The organism is Streptomyces sp. NPDC023527 (assembly GCF_055560115.1).
In genome coordinates this window covers 53,678-72,154 of record NZ_JBVHJJ010000007.1, presented here as the reverse complement: position 1 = coordinate 72,154, position 18,477 = coordinate 53,678, and the positions used below count along the sequence as shown (strand labels likewise).

13 protein-coding genes and 1 pseudogene are annotated in these 18,477 nt (G+C 73.4%); 4 read left to right on the top strand and 10 right to left on the bottom strand.

Going from position 1 to position 18,477, the window contains the following annotated elements:
- Positions 1-53 precede the first annotated feature (53 nt).
- Both ACZ303_RS15660 and ACZ303_RS15655 read right to left on the bottom strand, forming a co-directional pair.
- The gene (locus ACZ303_RS15660; protein ID WP_467339181.1) at positions 54-1,133 is read right to left on the bottom strand and encodes a DNA polymerase Y family protein; all 1,080 of its coding nucleotides are present in this window, start codon (positions 1,131-1,133) and stop codon (positions 54-56) included.
- Positions 1,130-4,606 (bottom strand): DNA polymerase III subunit alpha, encoded by a 3,477-nt coding sequence (locus ACZ303_RS15655; RefSeq protein ID WP_467339179.1) that lies wholly within the window; start codon positions 4,604-4,606, stop codon positions 1,130-1,132. The genes ACZ303_RS15660 and ACZ303_RS15655 overlap by 4 nt, the downstream gene beginning before the upstream one ends.
- Before the next feature lie 176 nt (positions 4,607-4,782).
- On the opposite strand from ACZ303_RS15655, the gene ACZ303_RS15650 reads away from it, so the two are divergent.
- The 3 genes from ACZ303_RS15650 (at position 4,783) to ACZ303_RS15640 (ending at position 7,820) form a co-directional block, all read left to right on the top strand.
- Positions 4,783-5,826, top strand: coding sequence for a YhgE/Pip domain-containing protein (locus ACZ303_RS15650; protein WP_467339177.1), 1,044 nt, complete (start codon positions 4,783-4,785; stop codon positions 5,824-5,826).
- Between the two features lie 150 nt (positions 5,827-5,976).
- Positions 5,977-6,867 carry a terpene synthase family protein gene (locus ACZ303_RS15645; protein WP_467339175.1) on the top strand — a complete coding sequence of 297 codons (891 nt, stop codon included), beginning with the start codon at positions 5,977-5,979 and terminating at the stop codon, positions 6,865-6,867.
- A gap of 500 nt (positions 6,868-7,367) precedes the next feature.
- Entirely contained in the window at positions 7,368-7,820 is a 453-nt protein-coding gene (locus tag ACZ303_RS15640) for a subtilase-type protease inhibitor (RefSeq protein ID WP_467339173.1), read from the top strand.
- A 105-nt stretch (positions 7,821-7,925) separates the two neighbouring features.
- On the opposite strand, the gene ACZ303_RS15635 is transcribed toward ACZ303_RS15640, so the two are convergent.
- From ACZ303_RS15635 to ACZ303_RS15605, 7 genes and pseudogenes are all read right to left on the bottom strand, one after another.
- Positions 7,926-9,053, bottom strand: coding sequence for a S1 family peptidase (locus ACZ303_RS15635; RefSeq protein WP_467339171.1), 1,128 nt, complete (start codon positions 9,051-9,053; stop codon positions 7,926-7,928).
- A gap of 203 nt (positions 9,054-9,256) precedes the next feature.
- Positions 9,257-10,105, bottom strand: a complete 849-nt coding sequence (locus ACZ303_RS15630; RefSeq protein WP_467339169.1) for a slipin family protein — start codon at positions 10,103-10,105, stop codon at positions 9,257-9,259.
- A 207-nt stretch (positions 10,106-10,312) separates the two neighbouring features.
- Positions 10,313-11,257 carry a S1 family peptidase gene (locus ACZ303_RS15625; protein ID WP_467339167.1) on the bottom strand — a complete coding sequence of 315 codons (945 nt, stop codon included), beginning with the start codon at positions 11,255-11,257 and terminating at the stop codon, positions 10,313-10,315.
- 242 nt (positions 11,258-11,499) lie between these two features.
- The gene (locus ACZ303_RS15620; RefSeq protein WP_467339165.1) at positions 11,500-12,285 is read right to left on the bottom strand and encodes a DUF1684 domain-containing protein; all 786 of its coding nucleotides are present in this window, start codon (positions 12,283-12,285) and stop codon (positions 11,500-11,502) included.
- 5 nt (positions 12,286-12,290) lie between these two features.
- Positions 12,291-12,509, bottom strand: a pseudogene (locus tag ACZ303_RS15615) (F420-dependent methylene-tetrahydromethanopterin reductase); the annotation flags it as partial.
- A 243-nt stretch (positions 12,510-12,752) separates the two neighbouring features.
- Positions 12,753-13,793 (bottom strand): LLM class flavin-dependent oxidoreductase, encoded by a 1,041-nt coding sequence (locus tag ACZ303_RS15610; RefSeq protein WP_467339163.1) that lies wholly within the window; start codon positions 13,791-13,793, stop codon positions 12,753-12,755.
- 886 nt (positions 13,794-14,679) lie between these two features.
- Positions 14,680-15,930, bottom strand: a complete 1,251-nt coding sequence (locus ACZ303_RS15605) for a DUF5685 family protein (protein WP_467339161.1) — start codon at positions 15,928-15,930, stop codon at positions 14,680-14,682.
- A 273-nt stretch (positions 15,931-16,203) separates the two neighbouring features.
- Between ACZ303_RS15605 and ACZ303_RS15600 the strand changes: the two genes are divergently transcribed.
- Positions 16,204-16,641: a cell division protein SepF gene (locus ACZ303_RS15600; RefSeq protein WP_467339159.1), complete on the top strand. Its 438-nt coding sequence runs from the start codon at positions 16,204-16,206 to the stop codon at positions 16,639-16,641.
- Between the two features lie 22 nt (positions 16,642-16,663).
- Here ACZ303_RS15600 and ACZ303_RS15595 read toward each other — a convergent pair whose 3' ends face one another.
- The gene (locus ACZ303_RS15595; RefSeq protein WP_467339157.1) at positions 16,664-17,854 is read right to left on the bottom strand and encodes an acyl-CoA dehydrogenase family protein; all 1,191 of its coding nucleotides are present in this window, start codon (positions 17,852-17,854) and stop codon (positions 16,664-16,666) included.
- Positions 17,855-18,477: the final 623 nt, after the last annotated feature.

Genomic DNA, 18,477 nt, shown 5'->3' with positions numbered 1-18,477 from the left:
AAGGTCGTTTGTTGTTGTCGTCAAGCAAATTGACAGACGTCGGACGGAGTGAATCAGGCCACGTTCCAGGTGGCGGCCGGCCCCACCGCCGCCACGCCGAAGCGTGCCCGCGCGCGGTCGACGGCCGCCTCGACGCGGCGCGCCTTCTCGTCGGCGGGGTCGAACGTCAGCTGGTGCGCGGCGTGCTCGCCGTCCCCGAGGCCCTCCGCGCGCAGCGCCACGGCCCGCACCCGGGCCCGTTGCAGGCCGAGCGCGTCGTGCAGCGCGTACGCGGTGGCGGTCAGCTCCGGTGTGTGCGCGGTCGGTTCGGCGAAGGTCTTCGCGCGGGTGGTCGACGAGCCGTCCGCGTAGCGCACGGTGAGGGTCAGCCCGCGGGCGACCTGGTCGCTCCCCCGCAGCCGGGCCCCCAGCCCGTCGGCGAGCGCGAGCAGCGCGCGGCGCCGGTGGTCGGGGTCCAGTTCGTCGCCGGTGAAGCGGTGTTCGGCGCCCATGGAGCGGGCCCGCGCGCCCGGGGTGACGGGCGTCGGGTCGATGCCGCGCGCCCGCTCGTGGATCCGCCGCCCGGCGGCCGCGCCGAGGATGCGCTGCAACGCGCCGAGCGGCGCGTCGGCGATCCGGCCGACGCTGTCGAGCCCGTACGCGCACAGGGTGCGGGCGGTCGCGGGCCCCACGCCGTACAGCGCGGCGGCCGGCTTGCGGGCCAGGAACGCGGCCACGGCGTCCGGTCCCCCGGGGAGCGCACGGACCGCTCCGGGCAGCCCGTCCTGCGCGGCCATCCGCGCGAGCATCGGGTTGCCGGCGATCCCGACCGTGCAGTCCACGCCGTACCGCGCGAGCGTGCGGACGCGCAGCAGCTCGGCGAGCTCGGCCGGATCGTGGCCGAAGTAGCGCACGGCGCCGCGGACGTCCATGAGCGCGGCGTCGGGGGGCAGCGCCTGGACGATCGGTGTCATCTCGGCGAGCAGTCCGAGGAGGCCGTCGTAGGTCTCCTCGTGGAGGATCGCGGCGGCGCCTCCGGCGGGGTGGAAGTGGACGTACAGGATCCCGGGGCTCTGCCCCGGACCCCGGTCCTCGATCACCGGACGGGCCGGAATTCCGGCGTCCGAGGGAACCACGCGCAGCACCGTACTCATCCCGCACTCCCCTGGCTCGCATGCCACAACTTGCGCCCCGTAGCGGTGCCTTCGCCCGCGGGCTGGAGGTCCGCCCACGGGTGCATGGCGTAGCCGGTGGGCAGTTGGATGCGGCGGTCCGGCCCCGTGGGGGCCGGTGCGGGCGCCGGCTCCGCCAGGACCGTCGCCACCGCCTCCAGGCCGCCCTCCGCCCGGAGCGCCGTCAGCCGTGCCAGGTCCCACGCCACCGCGCCCACCACGCTCAGGCTGCGCGGTCCGCGCCGCTGGACGACGCCCCGCACGAGCAGCAGCCAGGAGTGGAAGACCGTGTGCGCGCACGCCTCGTGGCTGTCGTCGAAGAACGCGCAGTCGACCAGGCCCGTGCCGTCGTCGAGGGTGGTGAAGATGACGCGCCTGCCGGAGCGGACCGGCGGGGTCTGGGTGGCGACCTTGGCGCCCGCGACCAGGACGGTCTCGCCGTGCCGCGCGTCGCGCAGCCGCTTCGCCGGGAGCGCGCCCAGCTCCGCCAGGAACGCCCGGTGGTCGGACATCAGGTGGCGGGAGGTGTCCATGCCGAGGACGCTCAGCTCGGCGCCGAGGCGTTCGCCGTCGTCGAGGTCGGGCAGGCCCACCGGCTCGGCCCGCGCGCTGTCGATCAGCGGCAGCTGGGAGGTGGACTTCCGGTGCTGCCGGTGGAGTTCGGCGATGTGCAGCAGCAGGTCGCGGCGGTTGGGGCCGAAGGCGTCCAGCGCCCCGACCCGCGCGAGCCGTTCGGCGACGGGGCGGCCCGGGTGGGCGCGTCGCCACAGGTCCTGGAGCGAGGTGTACGGACCCTCCAGCCGGCCGGCCACGATCCGCCGGGTCTCGGCCTCGGTGATGCCGTGCACCTCGGAGAGCGCGAGACGGATGCCGAAGCGCTCCCTTCCGGAATTACCGGACACCAGTTCGATCCGATAGGCCGCCGCCGACCGGTTCACGTCCAGCGGCAGGATCGGCACCCCGCGCCGCCGCGCGTCCGCCAGGAGCAGCCGCTTGGGGTACATCCCCGGGTCGTGCGTGAGCAGCCCCGCGTAGAAGGCGGCCGGGTGATGGGCCTTCAGCCAGGCGGACTGGTAGGTCGGCACCGCGAACGCGACGGCGTGCGCCTTGCAGAAGCCGTAACTGCCGAAGGCGTCCACGATCTCCCAGGTGCGGCGGACGACGTCGGGGGCGTAGCCGCGCTCCGCCGCCCGCGCCGCGAACCAGGCGCGCACCCGGCCCAGCAGCTCCGGGTTCGACAGGGCGCGGCGCGTCTCGTCGGCGAAGTGCCGGTCGCAGCCGGTCATGATCCGCAGGATCTCGATGATCTGCTCGTGGAAGACGACCACGCCGTAGGTCTCGCGCAGCGCCTCTTCGAGGTCGGGGTGGGGGTAGCGGGCGGGGGCCCGGCCGTGCCGGGCCTCGATGAAGGGCCGCACCATGTCGGCCGCGACCGGGCCCGGCCGGAACAGCGAGATGTCGACCACCAGGTCGTGGAAGGTCGCGGGCTGGAGCCGGCCGATCAGGTCCCGCTGGCCGGGCGACTCGATCTGGAAGCAGCCGAGCGTCTCGGCGGAGCGGATCAGTTCGTATGTGCGCGGGTCGCCCGGCCTCACCCGCGCGGGGTCGTCGAGGTCCAGCCGGTCGCCGGTGGCCCGTTCGATCTCCGCGACCGCGTGCGCCATCGCGGACTGCATCCGCACGCCCAGCACGTCGAGCTTGAGCAGCCCGAGGTCCTCCACGTCGTCCTTGTCGAACTGGGCCATCGGGAAGCCCTCGCCGCTGGTGGGCACCACGGGCGTACGGGCCCGCAGCGACGCGTCGGAGAGCAGCACCCCGCACGGGTGCATGGCGATGCCGCGGGGCAGCCCGTCGAGGGCCTCGGTCAGCTCCCAGAGCCGGCCGTGCTCCTCGGCGGCCACACCGCGCAGTTCGGGCAGTTCCCGCAGGGCGGCCCGGGCGTCGCGGGCGCGGATGTGCGGGAACGCCTTGGCGAGCCGGTCCACCTCGGCCGGGTCCATGCCGAGGGCCGCGCCCACGTCCCGGATCGCGTGCCGCACCCGGTAGGTCTCGGGCATGGCGACGGTCGCGACCCGGTCCGCGCCGAAGCGGTCGAAGATCGCGCGGTAGACGTCCAGGCGGCGCGCGGACTCCACGTCGATGTCGATGTCGGGCAGCGCGGTCCGGCGCACCGACAGGAAGCGCTCCATCAGCAGGCCGTGTTCGAGGGGGTCGGCGTGGGCGATGCCGAGCAGGTGGTTGACCAGGGAGCCCGCGCCGGAGCCGCGGGCGGTGACGCGGATGCCGAGCGCGCGGGTGTCGTCGACGACCTGGGCGACGGTGAGGAAGTACGAGGCGAAGCCGCGCGTCCCGATGGTGCGCAGCTCCTCCTCCAACCGGTCCCAGTAGCGGCGGTCGCGGTCGTATCCGCGCAGCACCATGGCGCCGGCGCAGCGGGAGCGCAGGACGCGGGCGGCGGTGCGGCGGTCGGCCCCGACCAGGTGCGGCTCGGGGAAGTGGACGGACCCCAGGCCCAGGTGGTCCTCGGGGTCGACGAGGCACTCGGCGGCGGTCTCCTCGGTCATGGCCAGCAGCCGGTGCGCGGTTCCGCGCCGGAAGCCGGCGGCCTCGGCGACCCGGTCGGCGAGGGCGGCCATGTCGGCGGGGCCCTTGAGCCAGCGCTCGCCGCTGTCGAGGTTCTCCTGCCGCCGGGGGTCGATGGGCACCAGCCGCCGGGCCGCGTCGAGCACGTCGGCGACGGGTCCCTGGCCGGGGTCGGCGTAGCGCACGGCGTTGCTGAGGACGGCTCGTACGCCCTGTTCGGCGGCGAGGCCGAGGGTGCGGGCGGCGTGCCGCAGCGAGCCGGGGCCGGTGCCGGCGCGGCCGTGGCAGACGACCTCCAGGCGCAGGGCGTCACCGAACATTTCACGCCAGGGTACGAGCAGTCGTGCGGCCCGGTCGGGGCGGCCGGCGGCGAGCGCGCGGCCGGGTTCGGAATCGGGGCCGAGGAGCACGGTCAGCGGGGCGCGGATCCCGGCCGCGGCGGCCGCCAGGTCCTCCCGGGCCAGCTCGGGGCGGGCGGGCTGCCCGCCGCCGGTGCCCGGGTCCGCGTGGGCGGCGGAGACCAGTCCGCACAGCGCGGCCCAGCCGGGCGCGCCGTCGCGGGCGAGGAAGGTCACCCGGGGCGCGGACTCGTCGATGAAGGCACCACCGCGCACGGGGGTGCGCCGCCGGACGGTCGGGCCCGGCTCGGGGAGGCTCTCGCGTACGGCCAGGTCCACGCCGAACAGCGGCCGCACCCCGGCCCGGGCGCTCGCCCGGGCGAAGCGGACCGCTCCGGCGAGGCTGTCGCGGTCGGTGAGGGCGACGGCGTCCATGCCGCGCTCGGCGGCGCGCCCGGCCAGCCGCTCCGGGTGCGAGGCTCCGTAGCGCATCGAGAACCCCGAGGTGGTGCGCAGGTGCGTGAATCCCGTCATCGCGCGCCTCCTGCCCGTTCTCGCTGGTCTTCGCTGTCGCGCACCCCCATGGCCGATTTCCGCCCCTCCTTCTCCACCATAAACCACTTCTCGAACATTCGTACGAACAGCGGCGGGGATCGCTCGAACGGCCCGCACCACCTGCGGCACCCCGCCGGACCCCGCAGGCTCGGGGCATGGACCGCACCCCCGGTGACAGCGCGCACCCGACGTTCCTCCAGGAAGTACGGGAGGCGGTGACGGCCCGCGCCGCGCTGATGGTGCTCGGGGCGCTGGTGCTCCAGCTCGCGTTCATCACCTCCTACGTCGGCGCCTTCCACAGCCCGGAGCCGGCGGACATCGCGACCGGTGTCGTCGCCCCGCGGCAGATCAGCGAGCAGCTGGTGAGCAAGCTGGGCGGACTGCCGGGCGGCCCGCTGGACCCGCGCTCGGTCCGCGACGAGCGGGAGGCCCGCCGGCAGCTGCGCGACCGCGAGCTGGAGGCGGCGCTGATCGTCGACCCGCGCGGCACCACCGACACCCTGCTCGTCTCCGGCGGCGCGGGCGCCTCGCTCGCCCAGGCCGCCGAGGCGGTCGTCACCCGCGCCGAGGCCGCCGAGAAGCGCTCGGTGCGGGTCGTCGACACCGCGCCGGCCGCGGCCGGCGACGCCCGCGGCCTGACCTCGTTCTATCTGGTGGTGGGCTGGTGCGTGGGCGGCTATCTGTGCGCCGCGATCCTCGCGATCAGCGCGGGCGCCCGCCCCGCCAACCCCCGGCGGGCGGGCTTCCGGCTCGCCGCGCTCGCGCTCTACGCCATCGGCTCGGGCCTGCTCGGCGCCGTCATCACGGGTCCGGTCCTCGACGCGCTGCCGGGCAGCGTGCCGGCCCTGTGGGGGCTGGGCGCGCTGGTGGTCTTCGCGGTCGGGGCGACGACGCTGGCCCTCCAGGGGCTGGCCGGGATCGTCGGCATCGGCATCGCGATCGCGATCGTCGTGGTGCTGGGCAACCCGAGCGCGGGCGGCGCCTACCCCTATCCACTGCTGCCGCCGTTCTGGCGGGCCATCGGCCCGGCCCTCCCGCCGGGGGCGGGCACCTGGTCCGCCCGCTCCATCGCCTACTTCGGGGGCAACGCGCTGACCGGTCCGCTGCTGGTGCTGTCCGCCTGGGCGGTGGCCGGCACGGCGGTGACGATGGTGTGCGCCGCGTTCCGCAGAAGAACGCATGTGCCACCGTCCTTGTGAAGCGGCGCGCACGGAGTGGTCGCGCGCCGGTCGCACCCGGCGCGCGGTGGGGCATCGCGCGCTGACATGTGCGCTGATGAGCCGTGGTCCGGACGCGGCGCCGGGTAGACCCTTGAGGATTCGCGAGAGCGCTACCCGGTGAGGAATCCCATGCCCAGTCGCCGCCCGCCGGTCACCGGTCGCCGGATGAACCCGCATGCCGCGGAGGCCGCTGTGTTCGTCGACCGCTGGGTGCGCCGGACCGGTCTCATACAGTCCTTCTCCGCCCAGCGGCGCTTCCGCAGAGCAGGCTGTGTGGAGTTCGCGGCGCGGGTGATGCCCGACGCGGAGTGCGGGCGGCTCAAGCGGGGCTCGGCCTGGCTCGTATGGTTCTTCATCTTTCACGACCGGTCGGAGGAATGCGGCCAGTCCCCCGCGTTCGCCGACACCCTGCTCGACTTCCTCCCCCCGGACACCGGCCGCACGCCCCCCGCCCGTACGGCGCTCGAAAGGGGACTGGCCGACGCCTGGCGGATGGTCGCCCCGGTGATGTCGCCGCGGTGGCGGGAGCGCTTCCTCGATCACTTCGGCGAGTTCGCCGGGTCCTGGCCGGCGGCGAGCGCGGCCCGGCCGCTGTTCGACCTCATCGAGTACACCGGGGGGTACGAGGTGCCGCCCGAGGTCCGCGCGCTGCCGTCGTTCCGGGCGATCGACGAGGCGGCCGTCCTCTCCTGCCCCCGGGAGCGGGAGCTCCCCCCCGAACTCCTCGCCGCCCGGCGGGAAGCGTTCCGGCTCGCGCTCTCCGCCCTGCACCGGGACATGGCGCCGAGGCGCTTCCCGGCCGAGGCGGTGTCGGCGGCCTCGGCCTACACCGAAGCGCTCACCCTCTGGATGAGCCCGCCCGGGGAGAGCCGGGAACTCCCCCTGGACGGGCGGCGGCTGAGCCTGACCGAGGACATCGCCGGGGCACCCGTCGACCTATTGCGGCCCCGGCGGCCCGCGCCGCCGCCCGTCCCCTCCACGGGTGGCGGCGCGGGGGCCCTCCAGGGTGGCCGCGAGTAGCTCTCACAGCCGAAGGCGTAAACGCCTGGGGCGTACGGGCCACGTGACGACGGTCCCGGGGGGCCTCCTGAGTGCACTTCGGCCATTTGCTGCCGCACTCCTGAATCGTTCGGGCCGCCGGTGGGTGATCTGGCGGGCCTCTTTTCGGCCGGGAGGTGGGGGCCGCCCACCCTGGGGTGCACCTCATGGGATCTGATGGTCAGGGTCACCCCAAACAGCGATTTCGAAGATCACCCACGGAATCCAGCGACGATTACAAGGAATCTTCGCTGGTCAACATCCCCGTAACATTAATTCCCCATCTTTCCTGCCAATCCAGACATGCGCGCGAGCCTAAGTGACGTTCGGGCCGCCAGGGGACGATGTGCCCCGCGCCAGTTCAGGCCATTACTCAGGGTTTTCAACCAGCGACCGAAAGTGTCGGTTCGGTGTGCGTTCATGCCCAACTTGGGCAAGACTCCGGTCCGTTATCTGAAGCGACGAACAAGGGAGTGTTCGGAATGCGGTACATCACTGGGGGCATCGCACTGGGCGCCACGCTGGCACTGGGCGGCCTGGTGGCGGCCGGGACAACGGCTGCGAACGCCGCACCCGCCCCCGCGCCCGCCGCGCAGACACAGAGTCTGTACGCACCGTCCGCACTGGTCCTGACCGTCGGTCAGGGCGCGAGCAGGGACGACTCCGGCGTACAGCGCGCGGTCACGCTGACCTGTATGCCCAAGGCCACCGGAACCCACCCCGCAGCCGCGGATGCCTGCACGGCGCTGCGCTCGGCCGGTGGCGACTTCGACAAGGTCACCGCGGTCAAGGCCGACACCATCTGCACCAAGGAATGGAACCCGATCGTCGTCACCGCCGAAGGCGTGTGGGAAGGCCGTCGGGTCAGCTATGAACACACCTTCGCCAACCCGTGTGCGTTCAAGGCAGGCAAGGGCCTGGTCTTCGAGTTCTGACGGCCGGACGCTCTGACGGCCGGACGCTCTGACGGCCCTCGCGCATGAGGCGGCCCCCGGACACCGTGGAGGTGTGTCCGGGGGCCGCCCGCTGGTGGGATGCCGTCAGCCGATGGTCGCGCCGTACGCGGTGAGGGCCTCCGTCACAGGCTGGAAGAAGGTGGTCCCGCCGAGGAGGCAGTCGCCGTCGCCGCCCGAGAGGAGTCCCAGGGCGGTGGAGCCGGCGGGTGGGTCGCCCGGGTCGTAGGTGAAGAAGGGACCGCCGCTGTCACCGGGCTCGGCACAGGCGTTGGTCCTGACCAGGCCGGTGACCCGGCCCTCCTTGTAGGTCACCGTCTGGTTGAGGGCCTGGACGGTGCCGAAGTGCACGTGGGTGGTGCCGCCACCGCGCCCGACCTTGTCGCCCACGACCGCGTCACGGGCCCCGGTGATGGGCAGCGAGGTGCCGTCGTAGAGGTTCACGGAGCTCGGGTGGGTGACCGCGGCGGTGTAATCGGCGATGGCGTAGTCGTCGCCGGGGAAGCTGGACGCGGCGGTGTGCGCGAACTCCGGCCCGCCCTGGGCCTCGGCCCAGCTCTTGACCGGGTTTCCGCAGTGCCCGGCCGTGAGGAAGGCGTCCGGCTTGCCGGCCCGCTTGACGTTGAAACCCAGCGAGCACTTCGCGGAGAAGTCGAGACCGTAGCTCGCGTCGCCGCCCTGGATGAACCGCGTGAGCTTCGTGGCGCTTCTCTTCATCACCACCTTCTCCCCATGGCTTTCGGCGATCTCCTTCAGCCGAGCCAGCTTCGCGCCCGTGACCGTGGGGTCGGCGGTGACGACGACGCGGTTGGCTCTGGGGTCCACCCCCCAGGTGGTGCCGGGGATCGCCTCACTGGAGTCCAACGTGGCCTGGGTGGAGTCCAGTTCCACCTGCGAGAAGCGCACGACCCGGGCCTCGGCGCCCGCCTCGCGGACCGTGCCCGCGGCCGCCGGGTCGGTGACGTTGACGACGAGTTTCCCCACCGCGCTGTCGTAGTACGAGCCGGCGCCCACACCCCCCAATCTCGCGGCGAGTGTCGTGGCGAGCCGCACCGCCGATGCCGCGGTCGATGTCACCGTCGAAGTCGCGCCCTGCCCGAGTGGGGACTCGCTCGTCGATGCGTCGGCGTTCTGCGGACCGAGGGTCACGGCCGCGAAGGCGGCGACCGAAAGGGCGGCCGAAGCGGCCCGCGCACGGATCCGGCTGGGCTTCAACTGGACACCTCCAGTGGGGGGCGGGCCCGGCAGTGGAGGTGCCTTGAACCCGGAGGACAGTCGGCATCGGGCGCGGCGCTCCCGACTTTACGAAAGCCGCGTCCATGCCAAGTTGCCCGTCGAGTATCCCGACCGTAAGAGGGCGCGTACAAGGCGGAATTGGCGTTGCGCGCACGCTTGCGCGCGCGCCCTCGTCACGCGTGTCACACCGGCGGTGAAGGCGGGGAGAACGAAGAAGGCGGGGACGGCGGAGCGGGCGGGGCGGACGGACCGGCGTCCGCGGCCGACGGCTGCTGCGCCGCTCGCTCCAGGAACCTCAGCAGCTCCACCGGGAACGGCAGCACCAGCGTGGAGTTCTTCTCGGCGGCGACCGCCACGATGGTCTGGAGCAGCCGGAGCTGGAGGGCGGAGGGCTGTTCGGCCATCGTCGCGGCGGCCTCGGCGAGCTTCTTCGAAGCCAGCAGCTCCGCGTCGGCGTTGATCACGCGGGCGCGGCGCTCGCGCTCGGCCTCGGCCTGCCGGGACATGGAGCGCTTCATCGTCTCCGGCAGCGACACGTCCTTGATCTCGACCCGGTCGATGTGCACGCCCCAGCCGATGGCCGGGCTGTCGAGCATCAGCTCCAGGCCCTGGTTGAGCTTCTCGCGGTTGGAGAGCAGGTCGTCCAGGTCGCTCTTGCCGATGATCGAACGCAGGGAGGTCTGGGCCATCTGGGAGACCGCGAAGCGGTAGTCCTCGACCTGGATGACGGCCTCCGCCGGATCGACGACCTTGAAGTAGACGACCGCGTCCACGCGCACGGTCACGTTGTCGCGGGTGATGCCCTCCTGGGCGGGTACGGGCATGGTGACGATCTGCATATTGACCTTGCGCAGCCGGTCGACGCCCGGGATGACCATGGTGAAGCCGGGCGGGCGGATCTGCTCCCGCAGCCGGCCGAGGCGCAGGACGACGCCGCGCTCGTACTGCTTGACCACGCGGGCGCCCGCCATCACGTACACCACGCCCGCGGACGCGGCACTCGCCGCCGCCACTACCAGTTCCTCGACCATGGCACGGCCCCCTGCCCTGCGCGTCAGGTTTCCTCTTCCACGGTATGCCCGTCCGCAACAGGGGTCGAGCCCCCGGCCCGGGGGTCCGGGCCGGGGGCTCCTGTGCTGCTGGCCGCAAGGCTTGGGGAAGGGGTGTGCTCGCTCGCGGTCAGGGTCGAAGGGCCGAGGCGGCCCGGTATCGACCGCCCCGGTTTCAGGCGGCGCGGGTCAGAAGATGCTCACCCCGTACGCCTTCAGCGCCGGGCCGACGGGCTGGAAGAAGGTCGTGCCGCCGGAGGTGCAGTTGCCGCTGCCGCCGGAGGTCAGGCCGAGGGCGGTGGAGCCGGCGAAGAGGGCGCCGCCGCTGTCGCCGGGCTCGGCGCAGACATTGGTCTTGATCAGGCCGCGGACGATCTGGCCGTTGCCGTAGTTGACGGTGGCGTTGAGGCCGGTGACCTTGCCGCCGTGCACCTTGGTGGTGGAGCCGCTGCGCTGGACGGACTGCCCGACGGTGGCGTTGCCGGCGGCGGTGATGCGCTGCGAGCCGCCGTTGTAGAGGTTCACGGCGCTGGGGTGGGCGATCGAGGTGTTGGTGTACTGCACGATCCCGTAGTCGTTGCCCGGGAAGCTGGTGCCCGTGGTGGGGCCGATGCTCGTGGTGTGGCTGGAGTTGGCGTAGTACGCCGGCTTGCCCTCGGTGCAGTGGCCCGCGGTCAGGAAGTAGTAGGTGTTGCCCTTGCGGACGTTGAACCCGACCGAGCAGCGCCAGCTGGGCGCGTAGATCGCGTCGCCGCCGGACAGGAGCTTGCGGAAGGTGCCCGGGGTGCGTTCGACCCGTATGGCGTCGGCGGCGGCACCGGCCTGCTGTCTGATCTTCGCGATCGCGGCGTCGGAGACGGTGGAGTCGGCGGTGACGACGACGTCACCGTTGGCCTTGTCGACGACCCAGGCGGTGCCCGCGACGTCCGCGGACTGCACGGCCGCGCTCGCGGCGGACAGCTGGGCGGCGGAGTGCGTGGCGCCGGCGTCGGCGTGGGCGTTGGTGGCGACGAGCGCGGAGGCGGCCACGAGACCGGATGCCAGGGCGACGATCCTGGCCCTGCGGGCGGTGGTGCCGAGAGCGGTGGTGCCGAGAGCGGTGGTGCTGCGGGGGGTGGTGCGCTTGATCCTCACGTTCTTCCTCCCGAGTGGGGTCGGGGACCGCTGGTGGGGCGGGCCCGTGAGGCGCAGCCAAGAGGCACACCGCGTTCCACTTTCGCCGTGCCCCTGACAAGCGCTGTGGGGAGTATTCGGGGCGACGGCCGGATGGCGCAAGAGCATCTTTCGGACGGTACCCCGGCAGCGCGAAGCGCCCCGACGGCCCTGCGCCGCCGGGGCGTCGGCGTGTGACGACCCCGGGTCAACGCTTCGACGTGTCAGCGGGTGAGGACGTTCCGCTCCCCCGCCGGCACCTCGAACGGCAGGGTGTTGCCGGGCGGCGGGAACGGGCAGATGAAGTGCTCGGCGAAGGCGCACGGCGGCAGGAGCGCGCGGTTGAAGTCCACGCTCACCCGGCCGTCCGGGCCGGGCGCGGGCGGCCGCAGGAAGCGGAAGCGGTAGGCGGACCGGCCACCGGTGGCATCGGCGAACACCGCCCACAGCGAACCGTCCGCCTCCCGCGCGACGCGCAGGGCGTGCTCCGCGCCGTCGACGGCGAAGACCAGCTCACCGGCGAGGCCCAGGCCCCGCTCGCGCCCGTCCGCGTTCTCCACGGTGACGGTGCGCGGCTCCTCGTACGGGCGGAACTCCCCCGGCAGCACCCAGCGCTCGTCGTGGTCGAAGACGTCGATCCCGGCGAACGCCTTCCGGGCCGCCGACTCCGGGTCGAAGACGCGCAGCGCCCACTGCCCCTCGCGGCGCAGCAGGAGCAGCTTGCGGCCGCCGTGCGCGACCCGCGCCGCCGAGGGGCCGCTGTCCGCGGTGAGGCGGAACTCGCCCTCGGCCGGCCGTCCGTCGACGGTCAGCCCGTCGTCGGGCGCGGCGGTCAGCAGCACGGTGTCACCGTCGTCCGTCCAGCGCCCCGGTCCGGCCGGAATTCGACCCTCCGGGTGGTCGGCGAGCCAGAAGGTGCCAGTGAGCGAGAGCGGTCCGTAGGGGGTGGAGACCGTCCCGGTGCGCTCTTCGTGCCACGCCTTCCACTGCCGTTGTGCTTCGGTGCTCATACCGTTCAACCTTTCACAGCCGTTCGGGCCGCGGGTCGCGGCAGTCCGAGGTGTTCGCGGAGGGTCGTGCCCGTGTACTCCGTCCGGAACACGCCACGCTCCTGCAGCAGGGGCACGACGCGGTCGACGAAGTCGTCGAGCCCGCCGGGGGCGACCTGCGGTACGAGGACGAAGCCGTCGGCCGCCCCGGCGGTGACGAACTCCTCCAGCCGCGCGGCCCTTGTGCTCGCGCAGTCGCAGCGCCTCGTCGAGGAGGAAGCAGTCGAACAGGCCGCGCTCGGCGGTGCGCGCGAGGTGCTCGAAGGAGGCGAAGTCGATCTGGCTGCCGACATGAGAGGGGCGGCGCGATGGGGAGCCTTTGGCAGGGGTGGTGGCCGGGCCGGCGGGCGGGGTCTGCCAGACGGTGCTGCTGTCGCCGACGGGGAAGCGCACGGCGAGGTGTATCCGCGGACGGGGGCGCACACGGGTCATACGGTCCCCTTGGCGGGCGCGTAACGGTTGGCGGGGCGGGGCAGGCACAGGTGTTCGCGCAGGGTTCCGCCCGGATAGAAGGAGCGCGGCAGGCCGCGGTGCTGGAGTACGGACACGGTCCCGTCGACGAGGAGGGGCAGATCCCGACCGGGGTCCTCGGGCCGGAAGTGGAAGCCGTCGACGACACCGTCCGCGTACCAGGCACCGGCCAGGTCGGCGAGGGCGACCGCGTCGGCGGCCGTGTACAGCGCGATGGGCAGCGAGGCGAGGACGACGACACGGCGGGGGTCCCGGCCGTGGGCGCGGGCGCGCCGGTGCAGCTCGTCGCGGGCGGCCCGTACGGCGCAGGGGTCGGCCGGCCTGCCCGGGCGTCCGGTGCGTACGAACGCGACGTCCGCGTGGGCGGCGGCGAACGCGCGCGGCAGGGGGTCGGTGGCGTCGACGGCGATCACCGGGTGGCCCTGCGGGGGCCGGGGCACGACGGCGGGTCCGCGGACGGAGAAGCCGGTGCCCGTGAAGTCGACGCGGTGGAGCTTGTCGCGGTCGATGAAGCGCCCGGTGGCGGTGGAGCGGATCTCGGCGTCGTCCTCCCAGCTGTCCCAGAGCCGGGCGACGGCGTCGGCGACCTCGCCCGCCTCGTGCCACAGCGCGGCGGCGAGTGCGGCGGGGCCGCGGCCGAAGTGGCGGGCGGTGGCCTCGTCGGCCGAGACGTCCACGGTCCAGCCGGCGCGGCCACGGCTCACCCAGTCGAGGGTGGCGACCGCGGCGGAGAGGGGGAAGGGCTCGGTGTGGGTGGTGGTGACGGAAGGGATCAGGCCGATGCGTTCGGTGGCGGGGGCGACCCGGGCGAGAACGGCGAGGGCGTCCAGGCGGGCCTCGCCACGCCGTGGCGGACCGAGGGTGTCGCCGAGGGTGACGAAGTCCAGCCTCCCGCGCTCGGCGAGCCGGGCCGCGCGGAGGTAGGCCTCGACACCGGCGGTGCCTGCGAGCCGGTCGAGGGCGACGGCGAGGTGGAGGGGGCGGGTGGGTACGGGCATGGCGTTCCCTGGGGGTGTGGGAGTTGACTGTCCCGCTGTCCGGGCGGACAGTGCGCGGCGACGCGGCTCGACGGCCGGCGCGGTCCGCCGGTCGTGCGAAGTCGTCGGCGAAGTCACCGGGTTCGTACGGGCACGGCGGCCCTTGAGAAGGGTGATGTCACCCTCGGCGCGCCACCGCCCTGGGCGGTCGGCGTCCGGAGGGCGGCGCGCGCGGTGGCTGCGCTGCCTGGCCGGCGAGGGCGCCGGACTCGCGGGCCCGGAGGGCGGGGCGGCGTAGGGGTGGGCGGCCGTCATGGCCGAGGACGCGGCCGTCCTCGGGGCTGGCGGCCGGCGGTCCGCCGGGCGTGCCGCGGGCCCCGGCGACAGGGCCGCGCGGCGGCACGTGGCCCGAGCGGTCGACCGTGGCAGGTCAGGCGGTGGCAGGTCCGGCCATGATCGGCGGCGGGGCCGGCGGGGGCCGAAAAAGAGGGACGTGCCGAATGCGCGGGCATGCGAAGGCTCCGTGGATGCGTGGATCGAACACGGGGAGGTGCGCCTTCACACGGCCCGCGCCCCTCAGCACGGCCGAACTCCGAGGCTATGCCCGGGTGATGGTCTGCTGTCAAGCAATGCCCGGCAACCCGTCCACACTGTGGGCACTCCGTCTCGGCGCTGTTGACGAGGAAACGGATGCCTGTTCCACTTGGCCCATGCACTCAGGGCAACGGCTGGTCACCCGGGACCACATCGACTTCGGTCGGGTGTGGTCGGCGTCGTGTCCCGGCTCTCCCGGATGTCTCCCGGGCTCGTGTCCGAGCCCGCGGCAGGGCTGACCGCACCCGACCGCGAGCCCTCGCGCCTTCACATCAGCGGCGGTTCGGCCGCTCCTCCCCTCGCATCACTCTGCTCAACAACCGCAGTCGCACCCGCAGTCACAACAGTCGCATTCCCCGCAACAGTCGCAGCAGTTGCAGCAGTCACCACAGCTGCCATCACAGTTGTCGCAGCACTTGGCGCACCAGCCCTCACGCGGCCGCCCGTCCCACGGGTCGTTGTACGGGTCCTTGCAGCACACCTGACCGGTGCAGCAGAGCCCGGTCCACACCGCGCAGCCGGCGATCAGCCCGCGCTGCCGCCCACGCCTCGGCGGCTCGGGCGGCGCGCCGGGCGGCATGACCGGAGGCGGACCGAACGCGGCACGCGCACCCCTGTCCTCGGGCGCCTGGCCGTGCGCGTGTGCGCCCCCCGCCCGGTCGGGCGCGTGGTCGTGCCGGTGGCTGTGGCCGGTGGTGCCGAACGCCCGGTCCACGGCCCGGTCCAGTTCGTGCGCCAGCAGCAGGTGCGCGAGCCTGCCCTGCGCCTTGCTCGCGAAGTCGACGTCCCGTAGGGCGAGGCGGACGCCGTGCACCGCGTCGTCGCACAGCCGCCGCACGTCCGCGAGGTCCGCGCCGGTGGCGGCGATCGGGTTCCAGGCCCCGCTCTCGGCGTCCTCCGCCAGGTCCTCGACGGCGTCGAGGAGATGCGCGAGCCGCCCGAAGAGCCGTCCCGCCTCCTCCAGTGGCGCCCGGTTGGCGGGCCGACCGGCCAGCACCGCCGTGTAGCCGAAGGCCGCGGCGGTCGCCGACTCGGTCGGCTCGGTTATCTCCGTCAGCGGTGTACCGACGCCCGCGAGGGCCTCGACCCCGGCCTGCCGGCCGACCGCGTCGACCAGGACGGCGGTGTCGAAGCCGAGGTCGGCGCCGGTACGGGCACCGGCGCGGTCCCAGGTCGCGGCGACCTTGCGGGCGGCCGCGGCGACCGGACGGCGCGCCAACAGTCCGTCGCCGTCGGCGACATGGTCGCGCATCTTCGCCGACGCCAGGACGAGCGAGACGGTGGCTGCCAGCCGCGCGCCCTCGCCCTGGGCGACCGACGCGGTGCGCATGCCGCGCAGCGGGCAGGGGCCGGCCGTGCGCCGCCAGGCGTTCGCACCCTCGGTACGCGGCGACTGCGCCTCGACGAGCACCGAGATGACCAGCCCGTCATAGTTGGTGGCCACGCGCGCGAACTGTCCGTGGTCCCCGCGCAGGGCGAGACAGAGCCCGCACAGGTGGGCCATCCACTCCGTGCGCATCGACTCGGACAGCCGGTGCCGGCATGGCCTGATGATCCCGAACAATTCTCTCCCCCGGGTGTGGTGTGGATGGACCCGGGCATCCTAATCACCGGACAACCACACCGGTCCGCAGCCCGCGGACCACCCCCTGTATGGCATATGCCCAGGTCCGGAGCGTATGGCACGCCTCTCGGGCTTTCTGACGCATCGCCAACCGCTTTGCACCAGATGCGTCACGAAATCCTCGCTTGGCGGCTATCCACTTGGCACATCATCCGCATCATGGACGACGATAGAGAAGCGGTCGGACCACACCGCGTGTGAGAGGAGGCGTCCATGGGATCGGTGCGCAAGGCGAGTGCCTGGCTCGGCCTCGTCGACGACAGCGATGACGAGCGCTATTACGACGACGACTACGCCGAGGGGCCCGAGCCCGGCGACTCCTGGGTGACCAACCCCAAGGTGCGGGTGGCGGACGAGGCCGCGCAGGAACAGGGCACCCGCATCGCCACGGTCACCCCGGACGGCTTCCGGGACGCCCGCGGCATCGGCGAGCTCTTCCGTGAGGGCGTGCCGGTGATCGTCAACCTCACCGGCATGGAGCCCAACGACGCCAAGCGGGTCGTGGACTTCGCGGCCGGCCTGACGTTCGGGCTGCGCGGCTCGATCGAGCGCGTGGCCAACCGGGTCTTCCTGCTCACCCCGGCCGACTACCAGGTGCTCAGCGGCGAGCCGCAGGCCCGCACGAACGGGGGCTTCTTCAACCAGAGCTAGCCCACCGTCACATCCCAGGTGCTCACCGGAAGGCGTCGATGCCGGTGAGCGCCTTGCCGAGCACCAGTTGGTGCATCTCCACGGTGCCCTCGTAGGTGAGCACCGATTCCAGGTTGGTGGCGTGCCGCATCACGGGATATTCGAGGGAGATCCCGTTCGCGCCGAGGATCGTCCGGGCCGTGCGGCAGATGTCGATCGCCTCCCGTACGTTGTTGAGCTTCCCGAAGCTGACCTGCTCCGGCCGCAGCGTCCCGGCGTCCATCCGCAGCCCCAGATGGTGGGCGAGCAGGATGCCCTTGTGCAGCTCCACCGCCATGTCGGCGAGCTTGGCCTGGGTGAGCTGGAAGCCGCCGATGGGCCGGCCGAACTGCTCGCGCGTCCGCGCGTAGTCGAGCGCCGACTCGAAGCAGGTGCGCGCCGCGCCCATCGAACCCCAGACGATCCCGTAACGGGCGTGGCTCAGGCAGCTGAGCGGCCCGCGCAGCCCGGTGACCTCCGGCAGGACCGCGTCGGCGGGCAGCCGCACCTCGTCCAGGACGAGCTCGCTGGTGACGGAGGCGCGCAGCGACCACTTGTGGGTGATCTCGGGGGCGGAGAATCCGGGGCGGTCGGTGGGCACGACGAAACCGCGGATGCCGTCGTCGGTCCGCGCCCATACGACGGCGACGTCGGCGACGGAACCATTGGTGATCCACATCTTGCGGCCGGTCAGCACCCAGTCGGTGCCGTCGCGCTTGGCGTGGGTGCGCATGCCGGCGGGGTCGGAGCCGTGGTCGGGCTCGGTCAGCCCGAAACAGCCGATGAGCTCCCCGGCGGCCATGCCGGGCAGCCAGCGCTGCCGCTGCTCCTCGGAGCCGAAGCGGTGGATCGCGTACATCGCGAGGGAGCCCTGCACGGAGACCAGGGAGCGGATGCCGGAGTCGGCGGCCTCCAGCTCCAGGCACGCCAGCCCGTACTGCACGGCGCTCGCACCGGCACAGCCGTAGCCGGTGAGCTGCATGCCGAGGGCGCCTATGGCGCCGAGTTCGAGGGCGAGTTCGCGGATGCCGGGGAGTTCGCCGCGCTCGTACCAGTCCGCGATGTGCGGCAGGACGCGGTCGGCGGCCCAGCGACGGATCGTCTCGCGCACGGCGAGGTCCTCGGGGGCCAGCAGGTCGTCGACGCCGAGGGGATCGCGCGGGTCGAACGACGAGGACGACGGGGGTACGGACATGCCAGCCTCCACGGTGATCATCCAGACAGCCCCGACGCTAAACGGCATGCCGCCGGCAGTCCAGACCCCACATCAGCCCCTGACAACGCGGAACGGCCACCGGCCTACGGGCCTGTCGCCGGCCACCTGCCCGCAGTGGACGAGGGGGGCGAGCCCGCCCCCACAATCCCGCCGCAGCGGACATCCGCCCCCTCAACGCGATCCGGCGGTGCCAAGCCCTCATCGGCCATAGGTCTGTCCGGCACCGCCGAACACCGCCATCTCGCGACGCGCCGTCGCGGCGGCAAGAGAAAGCGGCACCGAGACAGCCGCACCGCGCAGCCGACCGCTGCACCCCGCCGGCCACCGACCACCGGGGGCGAGCCCGCCCCCACCCCCCGCCGCAGCGGACACCCACCCCCACGACGCAGTCCGGCGGTGCCGAGCCACCCTCAACCCACACATCCGTCCGGCACCGCCGAATCCCGCCACCTCACGACGCGCCGTCGCGGCGGCAAGAGAAAGCGGCACCGAGACAGCCGCACCACGCAGCCGACCGCTGCACCCCGCCGGCCACCGACCACCGGGGGCGAGCCCGCCCCCACCCCCCGCCGCAGCGGACACCCACCCCCACGACGCAGTCC

Coding starts and splice junctions, on each gene's coding strand:
- ACZ303_RS15660 (WP_467339181.1), bottom strand. CDS start 1,133: ATGAGTACGGTGCTGCGCGTGGTTCCCTCGGACGCCGGAATTCCGGCC.
- ACZ303_RS15655 (WP_467339179.1), bottom strand. CDS start 4,606: ATGACGGGATTCACGCACCTGCGCACCACCTCGGGGTTCTCGATGCGC.
- ACZ303_RS15650 (WP_467339177.1), top strand. CDS start 4,783: ATGGACCGCACCCCCGGTGACAGCGCGCACCCGACGTTCCTCCAGGAA.
- ACZ303_RS15645 (WP_467339175.1), top strand. CDS start 5,977: ATGCCCAGTCGCCGCCCGCCGGTCACCGGTCGCCGGATGAACCCGCAT.
- ACZ303_RS15640 (WP_467339173.1), top strand. CDS start 7,368: ATGCGGTACATCACTGGGGGCATCGCACTGGGCGCCACGCTGGCACTG.
- ACZ303_RS15630 (WP_467339169.1), bottom strand. CDS start 10,105: ATGGTCGAGGAACTGGTAGTGGCGGCGGCGAGTGCCGCGTCCGCGGGC.
- ACZ303_RS15620 (WP_467339165.1), bottom strand. CDS start 12,285: ATGAGCACCGAAGCACAACGGCAGTGGAAGGCGTGGCACGAAGAGCGC.
- ACZ303_RS15610 (WP_467339163.1), bottom strand. CDS start 13,793: ATGCCCGTACCCACCCGCCCCCTCCACCTCGCCGTCGCCCTCGACCGG.
- ACZ303_RS15600 (WP_467339159.1), top strand. CDS start 16,204: ATGGGATCGGTGCGCAAGGCGAGTGCCTGGCTCGGCCTCGTCGACGAC.
- ACZ303_RS15595 (WP_467339157.1), bottom strand. CDS start 17,854: ATGTCCGTACCCCCGTCGTCCTCGTCGTTCGACCCGCGCGATCCCCTC.